This is a genomic window from Sulfurimonas sp. hsl 1-7, assembly GCF_030577135.1.
GTDB classification, from domain to species: Bacteria; Campylobacterota; Campylobacteria; order Campylobacterales; family Sulfurimonadaceae; genus Sulfurimonas; species Sulfurimonas microaerophilus.
The window spans coordinates 19,394-43,612 of the sequence record NZ_JAUIRR010000003.1 but is presented as its reverse complement, the minus strand read 5'-3'; the positions used below and the strand labels follow the sequence as shown (position 1 = coordinate 43,612).

Annotated in this window: 19 protein-coding genes and 1 tRNA gene; 15 read left to right on the top strand and 5 right to left on the bottom strand. The window is 35.1% G+C overall.

What is annotated here, in order from left to right:
• Nucleotides 1-84 precede the first annotated feature (84 nt).
• The 10 genes from guaA (at nucleotide 85) to QWY88_RS06745 (ending at nucleotide 12,974) form a co-directional block, all read left to right on the top strand.
• The gene (gene guaA / locus QWY88_RS06790; protein ID WP_304545426.1) at nucleotides 85-1,635 is read left to right on the top strand and encodes a glutamine-hydrolyzing GMP synthase; all 1,551 of its coding nucleotides are present in this window, start codon (nucleotides 85-87) and stop codon (nucleotides 1,633-1,635) included.
• An 18-nt stretch (nucleotides 1,636-1,653) separates the two neighbouring features.
• On the top strand, nucleotides 1,654-2,289 hold the full coding sequence (locus QWY88_RS06785) for a uroporphyrinogen-III synthase (RefSeq protein WP_304545420.1): 636 nt from the start codon (nucleotides 1,654-1,656) through the stop codon (nucleotides 2,287-2,289).
• Nucleotides 2,290-2,675: 386 nt separating this feature from the next.
• Nucleotides 2,676-3,941, top strand: coding sequence for a phosphoribosylamine--glycine ligase (gene purD / locus QWY88_RS06780; RefSeq protein WP_304545416.1), 1,266 nt, complete (start codon nucleotides 2,676-2,678; stop codon nucleotides 3,939-3,941).
• Nucleotides 3,942-3,949: 8 nt separating this feature from the next.
• Nucleotides 3,950-4,399: an RDD family protein gene (locus QWY88_RS06775; protein WP_304545414.1), complete on the top strand. Its 450-nt coding sequence runs from the start codon at nucleotides 3,950-3,952 to the stop codon at nucleotides 4,397-4,399.
• On the top strand, nucleotides 4,392-6,569 hold the full coding sequence (locus tag QWY88_RS06770; protein ID WP_304545412.1) for an LPS-assembly protein LptD: 2,178 nt from the start codon (nucleotides 4,392-4,394) through the stop codon (nucleotides 6,567-6,569). Before QWY88_RS06775 ends, QWY88_RS06770 begins: the two co-directional genes overlap by 8 nt.
• A 1-nt stretch (nucleotide 6,570) precedes the next feature.
• Nucleotides 6,571-7,227 carry a phosphoribosyltransferase gene (locus tag QWY88_RS06765; RefSeq protein ID WP_304545410.1) on the top strand — a complete coding sequence of 219 codons (657 nt, stop codon included), beginning with the start codon at nucleotides 6,571-6,573 and terminating at the stop codon, nucleotides 7,225-7,227.
• The gene (locus QWY88_RS06760; protein ID WP_304545408.1) at nucleotides 7,224-9,398 is read left to right on the top strand and encodes a polyribonucleotide nucleotidyltransferase; all 2,175 of its coding nucleotides are present in this window, start codon (nucleotides 7,224-7,226) and stop codon (nucleotides 9,396-9,398) included. Before QWY88_RS06765 ends, QWY88_RS06760 begins: the two co-directional genes overlap by 4 nt.
• Before the next feature lie 316 nt (nucleotides 9,399-9,714).
• Nucleotides 9,715-12,348: an HD domain-containing phosphohydrolase gene (locus QWY88_RS06755; protein ID WP_304545406.1), complete on the top strand. Its 2,634-nt coding sequence runs from the start codon at nucleotides 9,715-9,717 to the stop codon at nucleotides 12,346-12,348.
• A gap of 155 nt (nucleotides 12,349-12,503) precedes the next feature.
• On the top strand, nucleotides 12,504-12,818 hold the full coding sequence (locus tag QWY88_RS06750) for a F0F1 ATP synthase subunit C (RefSeq protein ID WP_193113241.1): 315 nt from the start codon (nucleotides 12,504-12,506) through the stop codon (nucleotides 12,816-12,818).
• A gap of 71 nt (nucleotides 12,819-12,889) precedes the next feature.
• Nucleotides 12,890-12,974: transfer RNA gene (locus QWY88_RS06745), tRNA-Leu, on the top strand.
• A 28-nt stretch (nucleotides 12,975-13,002) separates the two neighbouring features.
• On the opposite strand, the gene QWY88_RS06740 is transcribed toward QWY88_RS06745, so the two are convergent.
• The 5 genes from QWY88_RS06740 to QWY88_RS06720 form a co-directional block, all read right to left on the bottom strand.
• On the bottom strand, nucleotides 13,003-13,557 hold the full coding sequence (locus QWY88_RS06740) for an outer membrane protein (protein WP_304545403.1): 555 nt from the start codon (nucleotides 13,555-13,557) through the stop codon (nucleotides 13,003-13,005).
• Between the two features lie 72 nt (nucleotides 13,558-13,629).
• The gene (locus tag QWY88_RS06735) at nucleotides 13,630-14,016 is read right to left on the bottom strand and encodes a NifB/NifX family molybdenum-iron cluster-binding protein (protein ID WP_304545400.1); all 387 of its coding nucleotides are present in this window, start codon (nucleotides 14,014-14,016) and stop codon (nucleotides 13,630-13,632) included.
• Between the two features lie 116 nt (nucleotides 14,017-14,132).
• Nucleotides 14,133-15,266 (bottom strand): cytochrome d ubiquinol oxidase subunit II, encoded by a 1,134-nt coding sequence (gene cydB, locus QWY88_RS06730; protein WP_304545398.1) that lies wholly within the window; start codon nucleotides 15,264-15,266, stop codon nucleotides 14,133-14,135.
• A gap of 1 nt (nucleotide 15,267) precedes the next feature.
• Entirely contained in the window at nucleotides 15,268-16,794 is a 1,527-nt protein-coding gene (locus QWY88_RS06725) for a cytochrome ubiquinol oxidase subunit I (RefSeq protein ID WP_304545396.1), read from the bottom strand.
• 1 nt (nucleotide 16,795) lies between these two features.
• On the bottom strand, nucleotides 16,796-17,005 hold the full coding sequence (locus QWY88_RS06720; RefSeq protein ID WP_304545395.1) for a DUF4492 domain-containing protein: 210 nt from the start codon (nucleotides 17,003-17,005) through the stop codon (nucleotides 16,796-16,798).
• Between the two features lie 106 nt (nucleotides 17,006-17,111).
• Here QWY88_RS06720 and QWY88_RS06715 point away from each other — a divergent pair, with 106 nt between their 5' ends.
• The 5 genes from QWY88_RS06715 to QWY88_RS06695 all read left to right on the top strand — a co-directional run bounded on the left by QWY88_RS06715 (nucleotide 17,112) and on the right by QWY88_RS06695 (nucleotide 24,219).
• Nucleotides 17,112-17,690, top strand: coding sequence for a DUF134 domain-containing protein (locus tag QWY88_RS06715; RefSeq protein WP_304545393.1), 579 nt, complete (start codon nucleotides 17,112-17,114; stop codon nucleotides 17,688-17,690).
• A 91-nt stretch (nucleotides 17,691-17,781) separates the two neighbouring features.
• Nucleotides 17,782-20,175: a bifunctional diguanylate cyclase/phosphodiesterase gene (locus QWY88_RS06710; protein ID WP_304545391.1), complete on the top strand. Its 2,394-nt coding sequence runs from the start codon at nucleotides 17,782-17,784 to the stop codon at nucleotides 20,173-20,175.
• A 52-nt stretch (nucleotides 20,176-20,227) separates the two neighbouring features.
• Entirely contained in the window at nucleotides 20,228-20,809 is a 582-nt protein-coding gene (locus tag QWY88_RS06705) for a heme NO-binding domain-containing protein (protein WP_304545389.1), read from the top strand.
• Nucleotides 20,802-21,917: an HD domain-containing phosphohydrolase gene (locus QWY88_RS06700; RefSeq protein WP_304545387.1), complete on the top strand. Its 1,116-nt coding sequence runs from the start codon at nucleotides 20,802-20,804 to the stop codon at nucleotides 21,915-21,917. Before QWY88_RS06705 ends, QWY88_RS06700 begins: the two co-directional genes overlap by 8 nt.
• A gap of 1 nt (nucleotide 21,918) precedes the next feature.
• On the top strand, nucleotides 21,919-24,219 hold the full coding sequence (locus QWY88_RS06695; RefSeq protein WP_304545384.1) for an ABC transporter substrate-binding protein: 2,301 nt from the start codon (nucleotides 21,919-21,921) through the stop codon (nucleotides 24,217-24,219).

Below are 24,219 nucleotides of genomic sequence, written 5' to 3'. Positions count from 1 at the left end.
TAACTACTTCACTTTTTTTACTCATCAAATCTTAATCTTTTTTATAGTATCCTTTCACAATTAATTATCTTTAAAGGCATTTTAATGACAAATGTTAGCATTATTGTATTGGACTTTGGTTCTCAATATACTCAGCTTATAGCTCGCCGTCTTCGTGAAGATCAAATCTATTGTGAAATTCTTCCTTACCATACAAAGGTAGAAGATATTAAAGCAAAAAATCCTAAAGGTGTAATTCTTTCAGGTGGTCCATCTTCAGTTTATAACAAAGATGCTTATGAAGTAGATCAAGGTGTATACGAAATGGGTATCCCTGTTCTTGGTATCTGTTATGGTATGCAAAGAATTGCTGTTGACTTCGGTGGAAGTGTTATCCGTTCTGATCACCATGAATATGGAAAAGCAGAATTAAGTATCAATAATTACGAAACAAATGCATCAAAACTTTTTGAAGATTGTGACAATGACCGTATTGTATGGATGTCTCACTCTGACAGAGTTGATGAACTTCCTGCAGGTTTTGAAGTGATCGCAACTTCAGCAAATTCTCCATTTGCAGCTATCGCAAATGAAGAAAGAAATGTATATGCAATGCAATTCCACCCAGAAGTACAACACTCGGAAGAGGGTTACTTAATGCTTCGTAACTTCGCAAAGAAGATTTGTGGTGTTGATGAGAAGTGGAAAATGGAACACTTCTTAAAAGAGCAAATCAGAATCATCAAAGAAAAAGTTGGTGACGGTAAAGTTCTTTGTGGTTTAAGTGGTGGAGTTGATAGTTCAGTTGTTGCTGCAATGCTTTACGAAGCGATTGGTGATCAACTTATCCCTGTATTTGTTGACAACGGTCTTTTACGTAAAGGTGAGCGTGAGCAAGTTGAACAGATCTTTAAAGTAAATCTTAAAGCTCCTTTAGTAGTTGCAGATGCAGCTGATCTATTTTTAGGTCGTCTTGCCGGTATCTCTGATCCTGAGCAAAAACGTAAAATTATCGGTCATACTTTCATTGAAGTATTTGAGCAAGAAGCAAAAAAACATGACGGTATTAAATTCTTAGCGCAAGGGACACTTTACCCTGACGTTATCGAGTCTATCTCTGTAAACGGACCATCTGAAGTTATTAAGTCTCACCATAATGTTGGTGGTCTTCCTGATTGGATGGATTTTGAACTGATTGAGCCTTTACGTGAACTTTTCAAAGATGAAGTTCGTAAAATCGGTTTAGAGTTAGGTCTTCCTGAGTCTATGATTAACCGTCATCCATTCCCTGGTCCAGGTCTTGCAATCCGTATTATGGGTGATGTTAACCAAGCTGATCTTGATCTGCTTCGTGAAGCTGACGTAATTATGTTAGACGAGCTTAAAGCAAGCGGTTACTACACAAGAACTTGGCAAGCATTTACAGTTTTACTAAACGTAAAATCTGTTGGTGTTATGGGTGATAACAGAACTTATGACAACACTATTTGTGTACGTGTAGTTGAAGCGGTTGACGGTATGACAGCAACATTTGCGCACTTGCCGCATGACTTACTAGAGAGAATCTCTAGAAGAATTATCAACGAAGTTGACGGTATTAATAGAGTTGTATATGACATTAGTAGTAAGCCGCCGGCTACTATCGAATGGGAGTAAGCCAAAAGGCTTTCTCTTATGTCTAAAAATATCTACCTTTTTTCTACATCTTCATATCCCGATACTATCCATATAAACTCTTTAGATACAACACTTTTTACACCTTCAATCGATTTTTCGAACTACGATTATTTAATTATTACATCAAAACAAGTTGCCAAGGCTCTTGAGGGGTATGAACGAGAAAGTTATATAAAACTCCCTGCTTTATGTGTCTCTTTGCAAAGTGCAAAAAGTTATCAAGAATTAGGGGGAAAAGTTTTAGAGCTTGGAAGTGGTTACGGGGATAATTTAATACAGGTTATTCAAAGATATCCACAAGATACAAAATGGTTGTATCTCAGAGCAAAAGAGGTGGCATCGAATTTTGTTGAGAACTCTAAAAACGATGGATACATAATAGATGAAGCTATTGTGTATGAAACCTCCTGTTCCAAAGAGATTAAAACGCCCCAAGTAGAAGAGGATGGAATACTCATTTTTACATCCCCCTCAAGTGTAAAATGTTTTTTGCAAAATAATCAGATAAAACAAACCCAAAAAGTGGTAGTAATAGGGAAAACAACGGCAAAATCTTTACCAAAAAATGTTAACTTTGTGATCTCCGGTGAAACAACTATTGAGAGTTGTGTCAAAATAGCAAAAACACTCTAGTTTCAAAGAAAAATCAACTAATTTTTTGTATAATATTATTAATAGTCTGGATGGCTCGTGCCAGCACATATATGAGGGTTCTACATATTCATATCGTGAACCTGTAGACCTGTTGTGTGTCGGTGGTTTTGTTTGAGGTATGTTAACTCTGCCGAGAAATTGCCGCCTAAAACGGGTCTCCCTTCACACAAATTAGGCTTTCTAGAACCAAAGCCATTAGTGTGACGGCCATCTGGGCTACTATTTGGTGAGAGCTAAATAGTGACAAAGCCTGTTATTAGAGGCAAGGACTTAAGTCCTTACAATCCCCTCAAATTATAAAAGAAGAAAAATATACTGAGTTTAGCAAACAGCTAGGTTCATTATATTTTTTAGTGGAGAAGTGAATGAAAATTTTGATTTTAGGTTCTGGTGGTCGTGAGTATTCTATAGGTTTGGCAATTGATAATGAAAATGCCGGGCATGAATTGTTCTTTCAACCTGGAAACGGTGCAACAGATAAACTTGGTACAAATATCGATATTAAAGATTATAATGAACTTGCATCATGGGCAAAAGCCAATGAAATAGAACTTACAATTGTTGGACCTGAAGCTCCACTAGTTGACGGTGTTGTAGACATTTTTAAAGCAAACGGTTTGACAATTTTCGGACCAAGTAAAGAAGCTGCACAGCTAGAGGGTTCTAAAGTTTATATGAAAAACTTCTTAGCGAAGTACAATATCCCTACGGCCGCTTATATTGAGAGTGACTCGATCGAAGAACTTTATAAATTTACAGATACACTAAGTACACCTATCGTTGTAAAAGCTGACGGGCTTTGTGGCGGTAAGGGTGTAATTATTGCGCAGTCACATGATGAAGCTAAAAAGACTATCGGTGAGATGCTCAGCGGAAAAGCATTCGGTGATGCAGGAAAGAAAGTTATCGTTGAAGAGTTCTTAGACGGATATGAGCTTTCAATGTTTGCAGTATGTGACGGTGATGACTATATTTTACTTCCTGCTGCACAAGACCACAAACGTATAGGTGATGGCGATACTGGTCCAAACACGGGTGGAATGGGTGCATATGCTCCAACACCGCTTGTAGACGAAACTCTCTACCAAAAAGTAAAAGATAGAATTATCCGCCCGACACTTGATGGTATGAAAGCTGAAGGTGCTCCTTTTGAAGGTGTACTTTTCATTGGAATTATGGTTGTAAACGGTGAGCCTATCACACTAGAGTTTAATGTACGTTTCGGTGATCCTGAATGTGAAATTTTAATGCCGCTTATGACTTCAAGTGTAAGCGATATGTTCTATAAAGCTGCAACAAACCGTTTAGGTGAGATTGAGGTGAGTTTCTCTAAACAATATGCAGTTGGTATTGTAATGGCTAGTGAGAACTATCCGTACGGAAGTTCAACACCGGCAGAGATTATCTTAGATGATGTTCATCATGAAGATATTGAAAAATATACACATATCTCTTTTGCAGGTGTTTCTAAAGAGGATGATAAGCTTTATGCGACAGGTGGAAGAGTTTTACTTTGTATAGGTCTTGGTGATACAATCAAAGAAGCTAGAGACAGAGCATATTTAAGATGTGGCCAGGTGCATTTTGCCGGGAAAAAATTTAGAACAGATATAGCATATCAAGCGTTATAGGAAATATTTTGAACGAAGATATAGAGAGTACATTACATCGTGAAGGTTTAACTTTAGCCGATACAAAAAAAAGGGCGATGGCTTTTTTTATAGATGAGATGTTGCTCTCTTTTTTACTTATAATTGCATTGTACGATAACTTTGCAGCAGCTACTACAATTGAAGAGTGGATAAATACGACAAACCAGTTCGTTCTAGAGTTTATGATGATGAAGATAGTGTATCAAGCATTCTTTGTAATGCAGTACGGTGCAACTATCGGTAAACTTGTGATGAAAATTAAAGTGATAGAGATTAGAACATTAGATAATCCTAATGTACTCAGTTCACTTAATCGTGCTATTTTTAGAGTGATTAGTGAGATGTTTTTATACCTCGGATTTTTATGGGGTATGATGGACCCGGCTCGCCAGACATGGCATGATAAAACTGCAAAAACTTTGGTTATAGATGCTTAAAACTCTCCTCCTTTTTACACTTTTATTATCTTCGGTTTATGCTTCATCGAAGGTTGAAGTGTATGCTTCACATATGGATACAAACGGTTCTACGGTATTTGCCGAGAATGGTGTAACTGTTATATATCAAGATTATTTTTTAACGGCAAAAAGAGCAATATATAACAGAGATACTTCTGATCTCGAATTGTTTGATAATATAAAAGTGAACTACAAAGGTAACTATAAACTTCTAGGAGAATATGCAAGACTTAATTTAGCAAAAAAAGAGAAAGAGTTTAAACCGTTTTATATGCTAGATACCTCTTCAGAAGTATGGATGAGCGGTAAAAGCGGGTATGCCAAAGATTATGATATAGATGTTGAAAGCGGAATGGTAAGTGGATGTAATCCAATTGATCCGCTTTGGAAAATGGCATTTAGCTCATCAGATTATAATGCTCAGACAAAATGGCTGAACCTCTATAATGCAAGATTCTATTTTTATGATATTCCTATATTTTATACACCGTACTTTGGGTACTCTTTAGATACAACACGTAGAACAGGTTTGTTAATGCCTTCTCTAGGACTCTCTTCAACAGAAGGGTTCTATTATGAACAACCTATATATATCGCAGAGCAAAACTGGTGGGATTTAGAGCTAAAACCACAAGCACGTACAAACAGAGGAAACGGGATTTACTCAAAATTTCGTTTCGTTGACTCTCAAACCTCTAAAGGTGAGATAAATCTAGGTTACTTTAAAGAGTATGATTCTTATTTAAACTCAAGTTTAATCAGTTTAAAAAATGATAAACATTACGGTGTGAACTTTAAATATGAAAATAGTGACGTTCTTAATCAATGGTTTGCAACAGAACTAGAGGGGCAGTCAGGCCTATATGTTGATGTGAGTCATATGAATGATGTTGAGTATATTAACCTCGCTTCAAACAGTGCGCAATCACAGGTAACGTCAAACCAAGTTCTTTCTCGAATCAATGCTTTTTATAATACTGATGATAACTATATCGCAACATATTTTAAATACTATCAAGATTTAGAACAAGAGACGAATGCAAATGTACTACAGCAGCTGCCGACTCTGCATTACCATTATTATTTAGACACATTTTTAAAAGATCATCTCCTTTATTCTTTAGATGGGCAGAGTAAAAATATCTATAGACGAATAGATACGAGTGTAGTGCAAACAGATATTAATCTGCCTGTTACTCTGCAAACAGATCTATTTGATGAATATTTGAACCTTGCATATAAAGCTAATATCTATATGCAGCACTCTGCATTTCGCGGATCTACTACTGCATTACCAAACTACGAATATCAAGATGGATACTTCTTAAGAAACTATCATACTTTGAGTGTTTCTACGCAACTCACAAAAGCGTTTGATGATTTCATACATGTTATGGGATTTTCTGCAAGATATAACCGATTTGATCAAAGTGTGCAAACAGGTTATTATGATGAAGTTGCTGATTTTTGTTCCCTAGAGGAGAATCAAAACGATGCAAGATGTGAGTTTTATAATATTAATGCAATAGACAATGAAGCATACCTAGACTTTACACAATATTTTTTCGATAGTGCAGCGAATGAATTTCTTTACCACAGACTTTCTCAACAACTTTCATATGAAACAGGGAAAGACAAACTGGGTGAGCTTGAAAATGAATTAGATTATAAATTGAGCAAACATCTTTCTTTTTATAATAATATGTTTTATAATTATCAACAGCATCGTTTTACAAAAATTTTCAACTCTATAACGTATAATGATTACGGACTAAAGTTAGACCTATCTCATCTATTTAAGTATGATATAGCAAAAGTAAATACACTAGAAGATCCTTTTACAAAGTATTTAACATCATCATTAGAGTATGATTACAATAGACATTACAGTTTTTCTGCAATATATAATTATGATATTGAACTAAAACAGGTAAAAACAGCGTCAGTCGGATTTATGTATAAAAAGAGATGTTGGGATTTCGGTGTAAAATATAGTGAAAATACAAGACCTATTTTGGATGCAAACGGAGATGCTTCTTCGATCAAAGACAGGTATGTATTTATAAGTGTAGTGTTAAAACCGTTTATGAAACCTGATCCAAATAATGCTCTGATAGAGTATAAGTTAGAAGAGCAAGTGAGTAATTAAAATGAAACAGTATAAAGAGATATTACAAAACAGACAAGATGCCGCTAAAAAACTTACCGAAGTGATCCCTATGAACAAGCTTAAAGATGAGCGATGGGAATTGATCGCCGTATCTCATGGCGGTTTAGAGCTAAGTACCTATATCAGAGGAAGACTAAAAAACCGTATAGATATCCTTTTTTTAGAACCAATTATGGCACCAAACAATCCTGAATGTGAAGTTGCACGTGTAAGTGAAACAGAAGAGATTGTTATCCAGGAGAACCTGATCGAGTCTTTTGAAATTAAACTCGATTATGTCTATGGTGAAGCACATAGAAAGCATGAAGAGGGTATACTTAGCAATATATATAAGTTTAGAAAAGGACGACCTTTTGCATCTATGAAAGATAAGATAGTTCTTTTAATTGATGAAGGAAGTGAAACCGGTACGAAGTTGATGACTGCTTTAAAGACGGTGTTAGCACAATCTCCAAAAGCAGTTTACATAGCTGTCCCTGTGATTCCAAGTGATGTACTGGAAACTTTGGAAACTTTTGTAGATGATATATTCTTTCTGCATGAAATTGATGATTATGTAGAAACTGGACTTTACTATAAAAAATTAGAAAAAGTAGATGACGAAACTGTAGAAAAAATTTTAGAGGAAAATAAATGAAATACGATGTAAATGTAGAATTAAAAAATAAAATAGAAGAATATAGCTTTAACGATGTAGCACGCCAAGCAAATGGTGCTGCTTGGTTAAAATCTGGAGATACTGTAATACTGGCAACAGTTGTTATTGAAGAGAATGAAACGGTAAGTGAAGACTTTTTACCACTTACTGTACAATATATAGAAAAAACGTATGCAGCGGGAAAAATCCCTGGAGGTTTTTTTAAACGTGAAGCAAAACCGAGTGATTTTGAAACACTTACGTCAAGAATCGTAGATAGAAGTTTACGTCCTCTATTTCCAAAAGGGTTTGGACATCCGACACAGATAACTATCATGGTGTTTAGTGTAGATAAAGAAGCTGATTTACAAGTATTGGCACTTAATGCTGCATCAGCTGCTTTATATGTTTCAGATATTGATATTAACAGAAGTGTAAGTGCTGTTCGTGCTGCTAAAATTGACGGTGAATTAGTTTTAAATCCAACACTTTCACAGTTAAACAACTCAACATTAGATCTTTACCTTTCAGGGACAAAAGAGGATCTTTTAATGATTGAGATGCGTTCAATCGGTAGTGAAAACGTAGAAGTTGAGCCTAGCATCGAGCCTATGCTTGATCCTATCAATGCAGGTATGGGCGGTGTTGTGATAGATACACACCTTTCAAATGCTCTTGCAGAAGATGAGCTGATTGAAATCCTTGGAAAAACTCAAGAGGTTTTATTTGAAGCAAACAGCAAATATGAAGAGAGTTTTGCACCATTTCAAAAAGAGGCGATGCCATTACAGTTAAATGTTAATCCGCTTAATGAAGAGATGGTAAGTTATGTAGAGCAAAACCATATGACGGATATTAAAGATGCAATGAACCAGATGGCAAAATCTGAACGTTCTTCAGCTCTTAGAAACTTAAGAAAATCAATCTTAGAAACAAAAGAGGATTGGGATGAATCAGAGTTAAAAGCTGCAATCGAGAGTGTAAAAAAACTTCAAGTTCGTTCTCAAATTCTTAACGAAAAAGTGCGTGCAGACGGAAGAGCTTTAAATGAGGTAAGACCAATTACGATCGATACAAACGTACTTCCTGCCGCTCATGCATCTTGTCTGTTTACACGTGGACAAACACAGGCTCTTGTAGTACTTACATTAGGTGGGCCAAAAGATGCGCAAATGTTTGAAACATTGACTGATGAAGGTACACAAAACGAAAACTTTATGGTGCACTATAACTTCCCAGGTTTCTCTGTTGGTGAAGCAAGCCCGATCATGGGAACAAAGCGTCGTGAACTCGGTCACGGAAATTTAGCTAAACGTGCGTTAGAGCCGATCGTAGACACAGACGGAAAAACTATCCGTTTAGTTTCTGAGATTCTAGAGTCAAACGGTTCAAGTTCAATGGCTACTGTATGTGGTGGATATATGGCACTTAAAGCTGCTGATATCGATACTTCAGATACTATTGCCGGAATTGCGATGGGTATGGTAAGTGAAGGTGACAAGTATGCTATTCTTTCAGATATTATGGGACTTGAAGATCACGACGGTGATATGGACTTTAAAGTAACGGGTTCAAAAGACGGAATCACTGCTATGCAGATGGATATAAAACTTGGTGGTATCTCACTGGAAGTTTTAAAAGAGGCACTTTACCAAGCAAAAGAGGGTCGTACTCACATTATCGACATTATGCTTGAAGCTCAAAGCAAAATCGAGTTCAATGACGGTGTACTTCCAACAACTGATTTCTTCCATATCGATCCTAGTTTTATCGGTGAGATTATCGGTCAGGCAGGAAAAACTATCCGTGAAATTATCGAGAAGTTTGAAGTTGCTATCGATATAGATAAAAAAGAGGGCAAAGTTAAAATTACAGGTACAAATAAAGCGGGTATTGAAGGTGCAAAAGAGCATATCAACTCTATTGTCTCAAAACCAAAAGTAGCAAAAATCAAGTACGAAGTTGGTGACAAATATGAAGGTACTGTAAAGCGTATAGTTGATTTTGGTGCTTTTGTTGAACTTCCAGATGGTACAGACGGACTGTTACATATCTCTAAAATCTCTAAAGATAGAGTAGAAAATGTTAAAGATGTGTTAAATGAAGGTGACAAAGTGACAGTAGAAATCATTGAGTTTAAAGGGAATAAAATCTCTTTATCAATGGTATAATCTCCTAAGATTTCCCCTCTTATCTAAATCTCTTTTTGCCCAACTCTCAGTTGGGCTAACTTTTAATCATCTACAGTATGGAATAGTATGTGTATATTTCAATTGTAGAGGAATCTCCTTAAAGTATAAAGCTTCTACATATACGCTACATTCGCCCAATATGCGACTTATTAAATAGATTCAAAATTTAAAAAATAGTCCTGATGTATTATTTTTAGGCTAACAAATAGAGAATGTGGTATTATTTGTATGATAAAATAATTAAATTTTAAAGATTCTGATTGAAATAGCGGTAAAATAAAAAAGCGGGGTTTTGATGAAACAAATCAATTATGAATATACTAATAAAGATGATTTAGAGAAGTTTATTAGTCAAAATTTTCAGTTTGATGATCATACTAAAATATTGGTACAGCTTTTTACTTCAAACAAACTCTATATAGAGATTTCAAAAATCAAAAATGAGCTTAAATCTTTACTAGAGAATGCTTCGATAATTACTGCTACAACCGCCGGTATAGTACATGACGGGCAAATATCGGATAATAAAATAATTTTATCATTTTCAGTTTTTGAGAACTCTAGTGTTAAAAATATAGGTTACTATGATAGTTCCACAGAAGAGATCATTAACGATTTAAAACTACATTATATTACCGATGATACAAAACTCCTGATCGCATTTGCAAACACTTTTAAAATTGATGCATCCGAACTACTTCAAAGACTTGCTAAAGAGAATCCAAATTTAGTTGTTGTTGGCGGTAATGCCGGCGATGATTTTAAGTTTCATTCTAACTACATAAGCTCTAGTGATAATGACGATAGTGATATCGTATTTGCAATCATAGATTCTAAAGTTTTGAAAGTAAATGCAGACTACTTATTTAATTGGGAAACGATCGGTAAAGAGATGCTTGTAACAAAAGCAATCGGACCTACGGTGTATGAACTTGATCATGTACCTGTAATTGATATTTTTGAAAAATATTTAGGTAAAACGGTTCGTGATGACTTATTAAAACACGGTTCCCAGTTCCCATTAGTGCTTAATATTGGAGACACCGAAGTTGCAAGAGCACTTGTAGGATTTAATTATGAAGAGGGAAGCATTACATTTGCAGGTAATATACCAGAAGGTCAATATGTACGATTTGGTTTTGCAGACCTTGGTACGATTGAACATAAAAATATTGAGCACTTAAAAGCACATAATCAGAAAGTTAATGAAGCAACCTTTGTTTATACTTGTGGGGCAAGACGTCAGATGCTTGGAAACTTTTTAAACAAAGAGATAAAAACACTCAACTCTATTGGAGTAAGTTCAGGTTTTATAACATATGGTGAATTTTTTCATAACAGTGTTAGTTGTGATAACAATCTTTTAAATATTACTACAACATACGTTACATTGAATGAAAATGAAGAGAATTCAAATAGTCTGGATATGGATATAACAGAAGAAGAAGTGAGTGATGAAGAGGTACGTTTATCTGCTTTAACAACCTTGATTAAAGAGACGAGTAAAGATCTTGATGAAAATATCCATTACTTGGAACAGTTTAAAAATGCGGTAGCCTCAGCATCAATTTTTTCAACTACGGACAGTGGGGGTAAGATTACCGACGTAAATAAAAACTTTGAAAAGATTTCAGGATATACACGGGATGAACTCATTGGAAAACCTCATAATATTGTGCGACATCCAGATACCGATTCTAAACTTTTCAAAGATATGTGGAAGACGATTCAGTCAGGAAAAATATGGAAAGGACTGGTGAAAAACAGAACAAAAGAGGGGGCTGATTATTGGGTGGTTTCTGAAGTAGCTCCTATTTATTATAAAGATGGAAGCTTTAGAGAATATATAGGTATTAGAAATGATGTAACCAAACTTGAAGCCGTAAAACAGATTCTGCAAAATGAAGTATTGTCTTCTAGAGAGAACTTGGAAGAGAATCTCTATTACTTTAAACAATATGAAGAGGCAATCAACCTATCAACTGCTGTTTTAAGAACAGATGTTCATAACAATATTAAATATGTAAATGACAAGTTCCTTAAACTCAGTAAATATACAAGAAAAGAACTTGTTGGCAGAAACTGTGGAGATATTAGACATAAAAAACATCAAGAAAAAGGTTTATGTGATCAGATACTTCATACTTTAATGAGTAAAAAGACTGTAAAAGAAGTTATTACCAATATTGCAAAAGACAAAAGCGAATTTATTACAAAGACACTATTTTATCCTGTTAAAGATACAAGTGGTGAAATTGTAGAGTTTATACAAGTGATGTTTGACGTAACAGATATTTATAGACTTAATGAAGAGATTGTAAACACTCAAAAAGAAGTAGTGGAAAAAATGGGTGCAATCGGTGAAACTCGTAGTAAAGAAACTGGAGATCATGTTCGAAGGGTTGCTGAGTACTCTTATATGTTGGCAAAGTATTATGGTCTAAGTGAAGAGGAAGCTATTTTACTAAAACAAGCAAGTCCAATGCATGATATTGGAAAAGTAGGTATACCGGATAGTATTTTAAACAAACCGGGTAAATTAACAGACGAAGAGTATGAGGTTATGAAGACACATGCCGAAATAGGGTATGAGATGCTTAAACACTCAGAAAGAGACATTCTTAAAGCTTCTGCAATGGTAGCATATACCCATCATGAAAAATGGAATGGAACAGGTTATCCGCAAGGCACAAAAGAGAGTGATATCCATATTTTCGGTCGTATCACTGCTGTTGCCGATGTATTTGATGCTTTAGGACACGACAGGGTGTATAAAAAAGCATGGGAACTTGAGAAAATACTTGAACTTTTTAGAGAGGAGCGAGGGAAACATTTCGATCCCGATTTAATTGATCTCTTCTTTGAAAATCTTGACAGCTTTTTGGATGTGAAAAACAGATTTGATTCAAAGTTAGTATCAGAAAAATAAAAACTTTAGCAGTATAAGTTTTTATTTAGCACTTCTCTTGTAAAATTGCGCTATCAATTTCTAGTAGGGAAATCTGAGCATTTATGTTTAGGTTGCTTCATCTTGTGATGAGGTTACGCTATCCGAACGGATTGTAATACTTTTAAGGATATATTATGAAAAAAATTCTTTTTCTTTTAGTAGCATTTTCTGCTGCACTTTTAGCTAACGAGGGTGAAGTTGCTAACCAAACTCTTAAAGCTTACTCTATGATCGCTGCTGGTCTAGGTCTTGGTTTAGCTGCACTTGGTGGTGCTATCGGTATGGGTCACACTGCTGCTGCAACTATCGCTGGTACTGCACGTAACCCAGGTCTAGGTGCTAAACTTATGACTACAATGTTCATCGCTTTAGCAATGATCGAAGCGCAAGTTATTTATGCACTAGTTGTTGCATTAATCGCTCTTTACGCTAACCCATTTTTAGGTTAATCTTTAACGATTATCTAAAAGTACCTCAAAGTTTAACTCTTTTTGAGTTAAACTTTTTTTCTTTTTACAATGCGATCGTGGTGGAACGGTAGACACGCTACCTTGAGGGGGTAGTGCCTTACGGGTGTGAGGGTTCAAATCCCTCCGATCGCACCATTAAACTTCTACAATATTCATTTTTAAATCAAAAATTAAAATTAAAACCTACAAACCAATTGCGAAAGTCATTAACTTTAAAGTCGGCATCATATCCTGATTCACGATAGGTTTCATTCATTGTAGATTTTATAAACCTGTATCCCGCTTCAAGAGAAAAGTATGAGTTTATCTCATAATTAAGACCGGCCTGAACACCGTACATCGCACCGTCTATATTAAAATCATAATTATCCAGATCATATCTTCCATATCCAAGTATTACACCTGCAAAAGGTTTGAGCGGATTTTCTCCAATTAGATAATTGTATTCCAGACACAACATTCCAAATTTTGCATCGTCTGCATTGATATTATGATAAAGCACTGCAGCTCTGTGGTTGTCATTGAAATAGTGACCAAGCTTTAGTGTTTGTGAGCCGCCATCATCATTGCTAGATTCATTGATACCTAATCCAATTGATGTAACTGTATATTTTGCTGTAGTATTGCCTATATCCAATCCAATGTAGTTATGCTCTTGAGCATTGGCATTGATGAAGAGGAGAGTAGAGAGGGTAGTTATTGTAATGAGCTTTTTCATCTTGACTCCTTTAAAGACACTATAGATTATATTATACACATATAATCTATAGTAATTGTCTAAAAAAGTTGTTTAATGATGGTGTGAATGATCATGAGAGTGATCGTGTTTACCCTCTTCAAGATATTGTGTCATATTTGTGCTATCAACTTTTACAAGTTCTTCATTTTGTAGATTAGAGAGTAAATCTTGCAGCAAGATTCTCTCATCACCACCGTAGAAACACTCCATATTTGCCTTTTGCAGAAGCATAAAAGGGTTTGCTCCCATATGATTAAATACAATAGTATCTACACCTTTTGCGATCATATTATCAACTACTACACGACCGCTTTGCGTTTCGTTCTTTTCAATTGAGATATTACCATCTCTATCTACATATGCAAACCATTTTGCTTTGCCAAAGAGCGGGCTGAGTGCCGGATTTTCATTGTTCGTTTTTACGGGAATTGCGATCATGACTCTTTCTCCTCAAATTTTAATACATTTTTTACACTAAACTTCCAACCTAAATATATGACGATTGGCCAAAGACTCAGCCAACCCAATTCTGCTAAATATTCCATCATAGACTCCTAGTAGTTGTGAGCATCTGGTGCTTCAATCTCTTCTTTTGTAATTTTTACTCTGTCCATTGAGTACCAAGCATAAGCGATATATGCTAAAACAAACGGTACCATCAATGAAGCATAACTCATAGCCATCAGTGTGTAGTGACTCCCAGATGAATTCATAATTGTTAAACTGCTTTGCAAGTCTGTAAGTGAAGGGTAGTATGCGGTATTGTTATAACCCACATTGAGTAAAATGGCTGTAACGGTAACAACTGTTCCGACTCCCGCAGTTCTGATACAACAAGTAAATCCATATACAACGGCAACAAATACGGCGATCACAACCATAGCTACACCCACAATAAACATACCGAGAACTACAGGCATTTCAAGGAAGTTGTTGAGGTACTTGTGGTGCTCTAACACAACAACACTGTTAGAATCTACCGCGTAACCGTCTTTTAAAAGTAGCCAAGCTGTAAACCCTACGAAAAATATCAGGAAGATAGGCATATTGAACTTAATTGAACTCACCGCTCTTTCACGAATAGGCTGATAGTCAATGTTGTTTAAAAAGTAAAGCGCGCCTGAGATCTTTGTTAAAAAAACTAAAGCAAAACCTAGTAAATAGTTATAAGGGTTTGCAAGTGCTTCAAGACCTCTTAACGAGTTATCCCAAAGAACAAAATTATTGTCGTTTAGGTGAAACTCTGCACCGCTGAAAAATGTAGAGATAGCAACACCGAGTAAAAATACCCCAAGGCTACCGTTTATTTTTAAAAAACTCTCATAAATCTTTTGCCCTAAAAAGTTGTTAGGCTTTGTTCTATACTCGTAACTTACCGCCTGGATAATGAAACAAAATAAAATTGCAAGCCATACCCAGTACGCACCGCCGAAGCTAGTTGAGTAAAAGAGTGGAAAAGCTGCAAAAAGAGCCCCGCCAAAAAGTACGAGGGTAGTAAACCCAAGTTCCCACTTTCTACCGATTGAGTTAATGAGCATCGTCTTTTCAGTTTCATTCTCCGAGAGTGTATCGATCAGTGTTTGTCCACCCTGGACAAACATGATAAATACAAAAAGCCCACCAAGCAGTGAAACGATGAACCACCAGTATTGTTGTAATGTTAAAAGTTCTAAATCTCCAAAACCCATCTTAGTGTCCTCCATTTGGTCCGATTTTAATCTGTTTGAGCATAATTTTTATCTCTGCTACAAGCAGAAGCGTAAATAAAAATGCAAACATCCAAAAACTGATCTGTATATTTGTTGTCGCTATTTGAGTTGCGGCAATATTTACAGGCATTAAATCCTGAATAGCCCATGGCTGACGACCAACTTCCGCGACAATCCATCCCGCTTCAGCCGCAATATATCCAAGAGGGATAGAAAGCACTGCTGACTTTAAGATCAGTGTATAGCGTGAGATATCCTTTTTAGTTGAGAGGTACAGCAGTACACTAAAGAGTACCAAGAACCATCCGCCCAGTGAAACCATGATGTGAAATGCGTAAAATGTAAGTCCAATAGGCGGTACTACATCTTCAGGTGCTTTAATATGCCCGTACCCGAAATATTTCATATCCTGATCAAGAATCTGTTTTGCTTCAAAAGCTTTTTGCTCATTGTTTGCTTTTTTCGCCTCTTTGTAGTCTTCTAAAGCTGTAACTGCGATCTTACCGCGAGCCATTTTCTCTTCTACACTCATAATACCGCGTTCTTTATTCCCATATACAAGATCGTTTAGTCCCGGTACAAAAGCATCTATATCATGATATCCAAGCAGTGAAAGAGCATATGGAGCCTCAAGTTCAAATAGGTAAGGCTCTGCTTCATTCGTTAAAGTTTTTTTAGGATTTAACATACCAACGGCCACGATTCCGGCTTCAGTTCTTCCCTCATACAATCCCTCCATAGCCGCAAGTTTTATAGGTTGGTGTTGAGCTACCTGGTGTGCAGATTCATCACCGCTAAGTGTTAAAAATAGAGATGTGATAAGTCCAAACGTAGCACCTACGATCATAGATTTTTTAGCAATAGATACCTCTCTCTTTTTAAGAAGATAGTATGCACTGATCCCTACAACAAAAAGAGCTGCGATCACATAACCGCTTCCGATCGTATGTAAAAATTTAGAGATTGCAACAGGTGAGAAAAGTACGTCCCAAAAGTTTGTCATTTCGTTTCTAACAGTGTCAGGGTTAAATGTCATACCCACAGGATATTGCATCCAGCCGTTTGCAACAAGGATCCATAAAGCTGAAAGGTTTGAACCAATCGCTACAAGCCATGTTGAAAGGAGGTGAAACTTTTTACCAACTTTATTCCAGCCGAAAAACATTACTGCAAAGAATGTAGATTCCATAAAAAAGGCGAGTATACCCTCAACAGCAAGAGGTGCACCGAAAATATCACCTACAAACCAAGAGTAGTTTGCCCAGTTTGTACCAAATTCAAACTCCATAATAAGTCCTGTTGCAACACCGATGGCAAAGTTGATCGCAAAAAGTGTCATCCAAAACTGTGTGATCTTTTTCCACTCTTGTGAACCTGTTTTTACATAAATAGTCTCCATAATAGCGACTATAAATCCAAGCCCAAGTGTAAGTGGAACAAATAAAAAGTGATAGATTGCAGTCAGAGCAAACTGAGCTCTAGACCAATCGACTAAATGTTCTTCCATCTTATTCTCCTATTAAATTGTTATATACGAAATTGATTTTCGTATCTTCTGTTTTATACTCTGTATCTAACGATCTATCGTGAATAAAGTAGTTTAAAAACAGGAAAATTACAGCCAGCTTTAAGAAGATTATCTTCCATAAAGTCTTACCTGTTTTCATGTTTTTAAACCCGTCCAGATAGAAGTTATAAATTAATTTTATATTATTCATAACTATTCCTTAATGAACATATGTCCAAATTATGCCATCATTATGAACATATGTCAAGAAAATTTAAATTAACATCTGCTAAGATTGTAATATTAAAGGGTAAATCATGGCAAGAACAAAGAGTAGCAGAACTTTAAATTTTAAACCGCAGTATAAAAAATTTGTCCCCGAAGGCGTGAAGCCGGAGGGGAAAGTTACTTTACTGCATGAGGAGATCGAAGCGATATATCTGATGGATCTTTTAGGATTGTATCAAGAGGAGGCTGCCCAAAAGATGGGAATCTCCCGTCCGACATTTACAAGAATCCTAAAAAATGCCCGATATAAACTATCTTTAGGGATAGTGGGCGGCTATAAGATAGAGATAGAGGATGATAAAGAGGAACTTGTTGTAGCTATTTGTATGGAGAACGAAGAGAATTTTGAGAAGATCACACCGATGGAGCAATATATATTTATATATAAAATGGCACCGGGGAATATCTCTTTGCTCGAAAAACTGGAAAATCCCGTATATAGCGATAAAAAGAAACTGGCAATCGTTTTACCGAAAATATTTGCAGAGTATAATGTCAATCTTTTTGTCAGTTCACAAATAGGGGAGGGGTTGAAAAACTCTTTAATCTCTAAAGGGATAAAGCCGATGAATGTAAAAAAGATGACCTCTTTAGAAACATTGTTATAATAAATGAGATTTAAAAGCTATATTATGATATAAATAATATAATTAAAAAAATAAATTAAGAATTGTATAATATATTTAAAAGGGAACAGTTATGCGCACAAAATTGAAAGATTATTTTTCTTTTATAACCAGTGATTTTTTCAACTTGGGACCGATGGTTTCATTTGTTTGGAAAAACGATGCTAACTGGAGTATTGAAACAGTTTCCGGAAATATAAAAGAAAATTTTCATTATGACCCTAAAGAGTTTTTAGAGGGTGAACTTGTGTATATAGATTTAGTACATAAGGATGATATTGAGCGTGTAAAAAATGAAGTGCAAAATGCTTGTAAAAAACGAGAAAAATCTTTTACGCATGAACCTTACAGAATAAAAAATGGAAATGGTGAAGATAGATGGGTTCAAGACACTACAACAATTTTCTACGATGAAGATGAAAATATTACCCATTTTATAGGTTATCTTATTGATGTTACCGAGGGTGAACAGAATCTTATAAAGGCAATTAAGAATGAGGAGAAGCTTCAGGCTGCTCAGGCTTTGGCAAACCTTGGAAACTGGGATTATGATGTAGCTAATGATCAACTCTTTTGGTCAGATGAAGTATATAAACTTTTTGAGCTAGATAAAGCGATTACAACCCCTTCGTATGAGTTGTTTTTAAATGCAGTACATCCTGATGACCGTAAATTAGTTGATAAAGCGTATGCAAACTCTTTAGAGAAAAAAAAGAAGTATCTTATTCAACATAGATTATTGATGAAAGATAACAGGATAAAGTATGTTGAAGAAACAGGGGAACATTATTACGATAAAGATGGTAATGCGATCAAAACTGTTGGTACTATTCAAGATATTACACATCAAAAAGAGGTTGAAATTGAGTTAGAAAAAACACTCTCCCTTTTTAAAAGTCACAAACTTGCTATGGATGAATCAAGTATTGTAAGTAAATCAGATCGAACCGGAAATATCACCTATGTAAATGACAACTTTTGCAGAATTACCGGATATACTAGAACCGAAGTATTAGGACGTCCTCATAATATTTTAAGACACCCTGATAATCCAAAGTCACTCTTTCGCGATCTGTGGAAAACAATTGAAGCGAAAAAAGTGTGGAAACAAACACTAAAAAATAAAGATAAATTTGGAGAGGATTATTGGGTAGATATTGTTATCTTGCCTATTTTGGATGAAGAGGATAACATCATTGAATACATTGCAGTAAGACATGATGTTACAAAGATGATAGAACAACAAAAACAACTTGACGAGATGTTAAATACCGATCTTTTAACCGGTCTTGGAAGTAGATACAAACTTGTAAACGATATACAAGAGAGTACACAAGGTGCCTTGGCGATTCTAAATATAGACAATTTTTCCCAAATTAACGATTTTTACGGTCATGAAGTTGGAGATTATGTGATCAAAGAGTTTGGTCAGAAGATGGGTAGTTGTAAGTGCGACTTAGAGCTTCAAGTGTACCATCTTCAAGGTGATGAGTATGTAATCTTTCATCCTCGTATTGAACCAAAAGTATTTAGCAATGCTTTATTGGCTTTAAAGGAAGAGATTTCAAAAGTACAGATAGATATAGACGGAGAGTTGATCACTTTTAACTTTTCAATGTCAATCTCTTATGAGCCAAAAGAGAAACTTTTAACAACGGCAGATATGGCACTGAGAATTGCAAAAAGACATAATCAAGATATTGTAACCTATCATGACGATATCTCGCTAAATGATGAGTATAAAAACAATATCAAATGGACTAAGAAAATAAAAGAGGCGATAGCAAATGATAATATAGTTCCCGTTTTTCAGCCGATTGTTAATAATAAAAACGGTAAATGGGAAAAATATGAGTGTTTGGTAAGACTTAAAGATAATGAACAGTTGATATCACCGTTTTTCTTTCTGGATATTGCGAAAAAAACAAAACACTATATTGAGATTACTCAGATTATGATTGAAAAATCATTTGCGGTTTTTCATGAGAAAGATGTAGAGTTTTCACTCAATTTGACGATAGAAGATATTTTAAATGATGAGATCAAAAGTTTTATTTGTAAAATGTTACAAAAGTACAGTATCGGTGAACGTGTTGTTTTTGAGATCGTAGAATCGGAATCTATAGAGAACTTTGATGAGGTTTTAGAGTTTATTCGTAATGTGAAAAATTACGGCTGTAAAATAGCTATTGATGATTTTGGAACCGGATACAGTAACTTTGAATACCTGATGCGTTTAAAAACCGACTATATTAAAATTGACGGTTCGTTAATTAAAGATATTGATACTAATATAGATGCAGAACTTGTTGTCTCAACTATTGTTGATTTCGCTAAAAAAATGGGGATTAAAACAATTGCCGAATTTGTTGAGAATGAAGAGATACTTCTAAAAGTAAAAGAGTTAGGGATTGGTTACTCTCAAGGGTATCACTGTAGTAAACCATTAAGTACAATTCCTAAGTAGTTTTACAAGGGCTTATCTGTATAATGAGAAAAACATAAGATGATAAGAAAAGATGCGTGGAATAATATTTAGAACATATATAGATTTTATAAAAGATAAGTTTGGGTACACTACTTTAGATGAACTTTTAAATGAGAAAGAGTATCCAAACAAAGGTGGTTTTTCCAGCGCTGCTAACTATAGTAGTGAGTACCTGTTCTCACTCATTGACGGATCTACAAGATTATTTGACAACTCCCGAGAAAAGGTTATAGAAGCATTCGGAGAGTATGCTTTTAAATATCTTTTAAATATGTTTAAACACTCCTACAAAGGGGCAAATACCCCTTTACATGTAAATAACCCTTACGATTTTCTTGAAAAGCTTAATGTAATTCATTTTGATGAACTTAAAAAATTATATCCGGACGCTAAATTCCCTAAGTTCATTATCGAACGAAAAGGGGATGAACATATTGTTATAGAATATGCTAGTCCTAGAAATATTCCAGGTTTTGTATGTGGTTTAATGCGTGGATGTTTAAAGTATTTTAATGACTCTTCAAGACTAACGATGAATGAAACCAAACGTTATAGAGTAATTAACAATATAGAGTGTCAGGTGTATGTCTTTGAGGTAAAAAACAATGCATAACCTTCCTAAAGATGTTTTACTTAGAATGTTGGAGCGAGAACGCCTAGCAAGAGAGGAAACTGAACATATCCTAGAGCGAACTACACTTGATTTATACCATGCAAATCAACAACTGCAAGGTTACTTGAATGATAATGAACTATTACTGCGCCAATATAAAGATGCCGTTGATGAAGGGACTATTATCTCAAAAACAGATGCAAAAGGGGTCATCATTTACGTGAATGAACAGTTTTGTAAAATCAGTGGCTATACTCAAGAGGAACTTTTAGGCAAACCTCATAAAATTGTAAGACATGAAGATATGCCATCACATCTATATAAAGAGATGTGGGGTACCCTCAGGCACAAAAAAACGTGGCAAGGGATCTTAAAAAATAGAAAAAAGGATGGCAGTACCTATATTGTTCAGGCAACAATAAAGCCTATACTTGATTCTTATGACAACATTGTTGAATATATCGCAATTAGACAAGATGTTACAGAGATTTATAACCTTCAAAATGAGATTACCGAAACGCAGCGTGAGATCCTTGAGAGAATGGGGGAACTAGCAGAGAGTCGTTCTCAAGAGACTGGTTACCATGTAAAACGTGTAGCGGAGTACTCAGCACTACTGGCAAAACTTTACGGACTTGAAGAGGAGGAGATAGAACTTTTACGTATGGCTTCTCCGATGCACGATATCGGAAAAATTGCTATTTCCGATTCGATTTTACTCAAACCGGGTAAGTTGACTGAAGAAGAATTCGCTATTATGAAAACACATGCTACAAAAGGGCATACTCTTTTTATAAACTCTAAGCGTGAACTTTTAAAAGCGGCAGCGATAGTTGCGCATGAACATCATGAAAAGTATGACGGTACCGGTTATCCAAGAGCACTTAAAGGTGAAGATATACATATCTACGGGCGAATAACTGCTTTAGCAGATGTGTTTGATGCCCTGGGATCTGAGAGGGTATATAAAAACGCGTGGGAAGATGAAAAAATATTTCAACTTTTTAAAGAGGAAAAGGGTAAGCAGTTTGACCCTAAGTTAGTGGATCTGTTTTTTGAACATTTAGACCAGTTTTTAGCTATTAGAAATGAACTTCGGGAAAAATAAGATGGTGAGATTTGTAAATATATTAGCACTGTTGTTACTCTTTAGCAGTGTTATTGCCGCAGAAGATTTGAAAAAAGTATCTCTACAGTTACAGTGGAAAAATCAGTTTCAATTTGCCGGTTATATTATGGCAAAAGAGAAAGGCTTTTATAAAAAAGCCGGTCTTGACGTAACTCTAAAAGAATGGCAACATGGAATCCATATGGAAGATGATGTTATTCAAGGTAGAAGTGAGTATGCTACATGTCGAGCAACTTCTTTAATAGATATCTCAAACGGCAAGAAGATTGTATATCTTGCATCGATCTTCCAATCAAGCCCTCTTGTCCTATTAGCAGATAAGAGCTCTCATATCAAGAGTATCCAGGATGTAAAAAATAAGAGAATCATGGCAACGAGAGATATAGATATATCATTGTTCTCAATGATGTTTTCTCAAGGAATTACGCCTAAAGATGTAAAGGTTATACAGCCATCGTTTAAGGCTGCAGATCTTTTAAACGGTAAAACAGATCTCATAGCTGCTTATATTTCAAATGAGGCATATGTTTTAAAATCTTTAGGCGGTCAACCGGTTATTTTTAATCCAAAAGATTACGGATTTGATTTTTACAGCGATCTGCTCATAACAAGTCAAGAATATATACAGGATAATCCTCAAGAGGTAAAGCGTTTTAGAAAAGCATCATTACAAGGCTGGAAATATGCTTTTGAACATATAGATGAAACAGTAGAGCTTATCTATACTAAATACAACTCTTTGCATAAGACAAAAGAAGCACTCCATTATGAAGCAGAAGAATTAAAAAAATTAGCTTATTATGCAACAGATAAACTAGGTACTGTTGAAAAGCAGAAACTACAAAGAATTTATGATGTTTATAAACTTTTAGGATTAGTGCAAAAAGAGATAGATCTTCGCGGAGCACTCTATAGTGATTATGCTTTAGATACAGAACTAACAACAGAAGAAAAAAAGTATTTACTTAAACGTCAAGAGATTACGATGTGTATTGACCCTAATTGGATGCCTTTTGAACATTTCAATAAAGATGGAAAATATGAAGGGATGACGGCAGATTATTTTAAAGCATTTGAAAAAACACTGGCAACAAGCTTCAGAGTACTTCCAACGCAGACTTGGACGCAGTCTATAGAGTTTGCAAAGCAACGTAAATGTGATATCTTTTCTTTGGCGATGGAAACCCCTAAAAGAAAAGAATACATGAATTTTACGTCGCCGTATTTAGTGATACCTTTAGTTGTAGCAACAAAACTGGAAGTACCTTTTGTAAGTGATATCAAAGATTTAGAAAAGAAAAAAGTTGGTATATGTAAGGGATATGCTTTTGCAGAGCTTTTAAAAATGAAATACCCCTTTTTGAATATAGTTGAGGTTGAAGATATAGATGACGGACTCAAACGGGTAAGTGATGGAGAACTGTTCGGTTATATAGGGACTCTTGCAAGTATTGGTTATAAATTACAAAATAACTATATTGGTAAACTGAAAATTACCGGAAAAATTGAAGAATCCTGGACGCTTGGTATAGGTGTACGTAATGACGATCCGTTATTATTGAGTGTTTTACAAAAAGCAGTAAATAGTCTTTCAGAAGAAGAAAATAGAAGAATATTTAATAAATGGATTTCAATAAAATATGATCAAGAGATAGATTATACTATTTTATGGAAAGTCGTTGCTTTTTTCAGTTTTATACTTGTAGTAGGATATTATTTTTACAGAAAACAGCAACTCTTAAAAGGACGCTTACAAGAGGCAAATGACAAACTTGAAGTGGCATATGAATCACTTCAGGAGATAGCGATTACCGATAAATTAACACAGTTATATAATAGACATAAGCTTGATGAAGTATTGAGTATGGAAAAAAACAGAATCGATCGTTATGGAGGTAGTTTTGGGATTATTATCTTAGACATTGACTATTTTAAACTTATTAATGATACCTATGGACATCATGTAGGTGACATCGTTTTACAAGAATTAAGTGCACTTTTAAAAGAAAACTCGAGAATATCGGATATTATCGGTAGATGGGGTGGAGAAGAGTTTTTGATCATTGCACCTAATCTTGAAAAAGATGATATTGAAAGTTTTGCTAAAAATTTAAAAGATAAAGTATCTCAACATCTTTTTAACAAGACCTATAAAATAACTGTCAGTATGGGTATCAGTGTATATCAGGCTGGTGAAGATGTCGAAAAATGTCTTGTAAGAGCAGATGATGCTCTGTATATTTCAAAAAATAGTGGTAGAGATAAGATTACTATAAAATAG